Source organism: Aminobacter sp. P4_H6_2, from assembly GCF_056400805.1.
In genome coordinates, this window is sequence record NZ_JBFUKO010000547.1 from 1 (window position 1) to 3,637 (window position 3,637).

The following is a 3,637-nucleotide window of genomic DNA, read 5'->3' on the forward strand; positions in this document are numbered from 1 at the left end:
GTTGTGACCTTCGGCGGCGGACATCGAACGGCCGGTGAACAGAAGCTCGGCGGCGCGGCCCTGGCCGATGATACGCGGAAGGATACCGCAGGCGCCCATGTCGGCGCCGGCGAGGCCAACCCTGGTAAACAGGAAGGCGGTCTTGGCCTCGGGCGTGGCGACGCGGAAGTCGGCCGACATGGCAAGGATCGCACCCGCACCGGCGCAGATGCCGTCGACGGCCGCGATGACTGGTTGCGGACAGGTGCGGATCTGGCGGACCAGATCGCCGGTCATGCGGGTGAAATCGAGCAGGTCGGGCATCGACATGCGCGTCAGCGGCTCGATGATGTCGAAGACATCGCCGCCGGAGGAGAAGTTGTTTTCGGCCCCGGTCAGAACGACGGCGCGCACGTCGCTGGCGCGTGCCAGCGAACGGAACAGATCGGTGAGTTCCTCGTAGCTTTCGAAGGTCAGCGGGTTCTTCTTCTCCGGACGATTGAGCGTGATGGTGGCGACCCGGCCGTCGGCATCGGTCTCAAACAGGAAGTGCTTGGCCTTGTGGTCCTTGAACGGACGCTTCTTGTCCTGCATCGGGTTGGTCACGGATCGCTCCTGTCGCTATCTTTGGCTTGCTTAGTCGTTCGCTGACGGTGGAAGGAAATCCACTTCATGCGCGGCAGAAATCTTCACGACCTCTTCGGGATCGCCGAGGTTGTCGAGCTTGCTGAACAATTCCTCGAGCATCCCCGCCGGAGAAACCCAAAACAGCGCCCGCGTCGGCTTGTCGGATTTATTGAAATAGCCATGCGGAATACCGCGCGGCATCCGCACTAGRTCTCCAGCCTTGGCTTTGAACCATTGGCCGTCGAGCTTCAGATCGAGTTCGCCTTCCTGCACCAGGATAAATTCATCCTGCGTCGGATGGATATGCACGGGAACGAACTGACCAGGCGCGCTGTTTGTTTCAAAGGCGAATGTCGCGTCGCAAATCGCTTTCGGAAAATAGATCTGACCGAGAATGTTCCACTGCTTACCCTCAAAGCCGTGACCGTCGCGCGTAATTCCCTTTTCGAGATTTCCTGCCATGTCTACCTCCCCGTTGATTAGGTTTGCCTGGTATCAATTCCTGTTTGCCGGACCTGCAAAGATGCGAGCGGCGTCAGCACCATTTCCCGTAGCCTGCCTGCTCACCCTCCCAGTATTTCGCCGCCGGCGACCGGGATCGCCTGGCCAGTGATGGCGGTTGCCTTTTCGGAGGCGAGCCAAAGCACCGTGTTGGCAACTTCCTGCGGCGTGACCAGTCGTCCCTGCGGGTTGGACCGGGCAAGGCTTGCACGCGCTTCATCCGCCGTGCGGCCTGTCTTGCCGCTGATCGTTTCGACGGCACCGTCGAGCAGAGGTGTGTCGGTGAACCCAGGGCAGACGGCGTTGACGGTCACGTCAGTGCGGGCGAGTTCGAGCGCCAAGGCACGCGTCATGCCGATCACGCCATGCTTGGAGGCGCAGTAGGCGGAGACGTAGGGATATCCGGTCAGGCCGGCAGTGCTGGCGACATTGATGATGCGGCCATTGCCGGCGCGTTTGACCGAGGCAAGTGCTGCCTGTGTGACCAGGAACGTGCCGGTCAGATTGATGCCGATCACCCGGTTCCACATCGCAAGGTCGGTCTTGTCGAACGGCGCCGACGGCGCTTCGCCGGCACAGTTGACCAGCACGGCGATGTCACCCGCCTGGGTCACGGCCTTGGCGATGCCTGCCTCAACCGACTGTGCGTCGGTGACGTCAAAGCTATCGTGTACAAAGGCTTCGCCGCCAGCGGCAGCGATCTCGGCGCAAACGGCTTCAAGTGGGGCCGCGCGTCGCCCGCACAGGCTGACGCGCAGGCCATCGGCCGCCAACGCCAGCGCAATGGCGCGGCCGATGCCGCTGCCTGCGCCGGTGACTAAAGCGTGACGCCCGTTCTTGCCCCGATTGCTCATGCCTTGCCTGTGGGTGCGGCTGCCGCGGCGCGGGCGAGGTTGTTCACATATTGCGCGCGGGCCGAATGATACTGCTTCGGCCAGGCCTGTTCAGCGTAACCGATCTTCGCCGCTTCATGCATGACGAAGGACGGGTCGGCGAGATGCGGACGGGCGACGGCGCAAAGATCGGCGCGGCCGGCAGCGATGATCGAATTGGCGTGGTCGGCCTCCGAGATCGCACCCACGGCAATCGTCGGCACCTGGATCTCGTTGCGGATCTTGTCGGAGAACGGTGTCTGGAACAGGCGGCCATAGACCGGCTGCTCTTCCTTCACCACCTGGCCTGACGAGCAGTCGATCATGTCGGCGCCGGCTTCCTTGAACATGCGCGCGAAGATCGCTGCGTCCTCGGGCGTGTTGCCACCCTCGTACCAGTCGTGAGTGGACAGACGCACCGAGATCGGCTTGTCTTGCGGCCACGCCGCACGGACAGCGCGGAACACTTCGAGCGGGAAACGGGCGCGGTTTTCGTGGCTGCCGCCATATTCGTCGTCGCGCAGATTGGTCAGCGGCGACAAGAAGCTCGACAAGAGATAGCCGTGGGCTGCGTGCAGTTCGAGAATGTCGAAGCCAAGTTCGGCCGCCATCTCGGTGGAGCGGACGAAATCGGCTGTTACACGATCCATGTCCTCCCGGGTCATTTCGCGCGGCATGTCGGAATGCTTGAGGTAGGGCAGGGCGGATGCCGAAATCAAAGGCCAGCCGCCTTCGATCACCGGCTGGTCGATGCCTTCCCAAGGAACCCTTGTCGCGCCCTTGCGACCGGCATGTCCGATCTGGATGCCGATCTTGGCCGGTGTCTGGTGATGGACGAAATCGACGATGCGCTTGAAGGCCTGCGCCTGCTCGTCGTTCCACAGGCCAAGGCAGCCGGGCGTGATGCGCGCGTCTGGCGACACGCAGGTCATCTCGGGGAACACAAGGGCCGCGCCGCCCATGGCGCGCGAGCCCATGTGGACGAGATGGAAGTCGTTGGGCAGGCCGTCGGTCGCCGAATACATCGCCATCGGCGACATCACGATACGGTTCTTCAGCGTCAAGCCGCGAATGGTGAAGGGCGTGAACATCGGCGGCGGCACCGAACCGTTGGGCGCGGGAACGACACCGGCACGCTCGGCGAACCAGCGCTCGTAGCCCTCGAGCCAGTCCTTGTCGCGCAAGCGCAGGTTTTCATGGCTGATGCGCTGCGAGCGCGTCAGCATCGAATACATGAACTGCTCGGGCTCCAGCGTGTCGGCATAACGCGTGCCGACGACCTCGAACCACTCCATCGCATTGCGTGCGGCGTTCTGGATGCGGGCAACGTCGACGCGACGCACGTCCTCATAGGCTTCGAGCACGGCCGGAATGCTGGCCTTGTCGTGGCCGAAGATATCGAATTGGCGGGTCAGTTCTATGGCGTCGTCGATGGCGAGCTTGGTGCCCGAACCGATGGCGAAATGTGCGGTGTGCGCGCTGTCGCCCATCAAAACGACATGGCTTTGGCCATTGAAATGGCTCCACTTGTCGCAGATCAGGCGGCCGAAATTCAGCCAGGCCGAGCCGCGCAGATGGCGCGCATTGGTCATCAATTTGTGGCCTTCGAGCGTGCCGGCAAACAGCTTCTCGCAGAAGTCGATGGACTGGTCCTGGTC

4 protein-coding genes are annotated in these 3,637 nt (G+C 62.7%); all 4 read right to left on the minus strand.

The features are described from left to right. Positions 1 to 573: enoyl-CoA hydratase family protein (locus AC1DUU_RS26255; RefSeq protein WP_476786298.1), on the minus strand; the 573-nt coding region annotated here is incomplete at its 3' end. Positions 574 to 615: 42 nt separating this feature from the next. After that, positions 616 to 1,068: a cupin domain-containing protein gene (locus AC1DUU_RS26260; RefSeq protein ID WP_476786295.1), complete on the minus strand. Its 453-nt coding sequence runs from the start codon at positions 1,066 to 1,068 to the stop codon at positions 616 to 618. A gap of 101 nt (positions 1,069 to 1,169) precedes the next feature. Next, positions 1,170 to 1,961: an SDR family NAD(P)-dependent oxidoreductase gene (locus AC1DUU_RS26265; RefSeq protein WP_476786296.1), complete on the minus strand. Its 792-nt coding sequence runs from the start codon at positions 1,959 to 1,961 to the stop codon at positions 1,170 to 1,172. Further along, positions 1,958 to 3,637: oxidoreductase (locus AC1DUU_RS26270; RefSeq protein WP_476786297.1), on the minus strand; the 1,680-nt coding region annotated here is incomplete at its 5' end. The genes AC1DUU_RS26265 and AC1DUU_RS26270, both read right to left, overlap by 4 nt.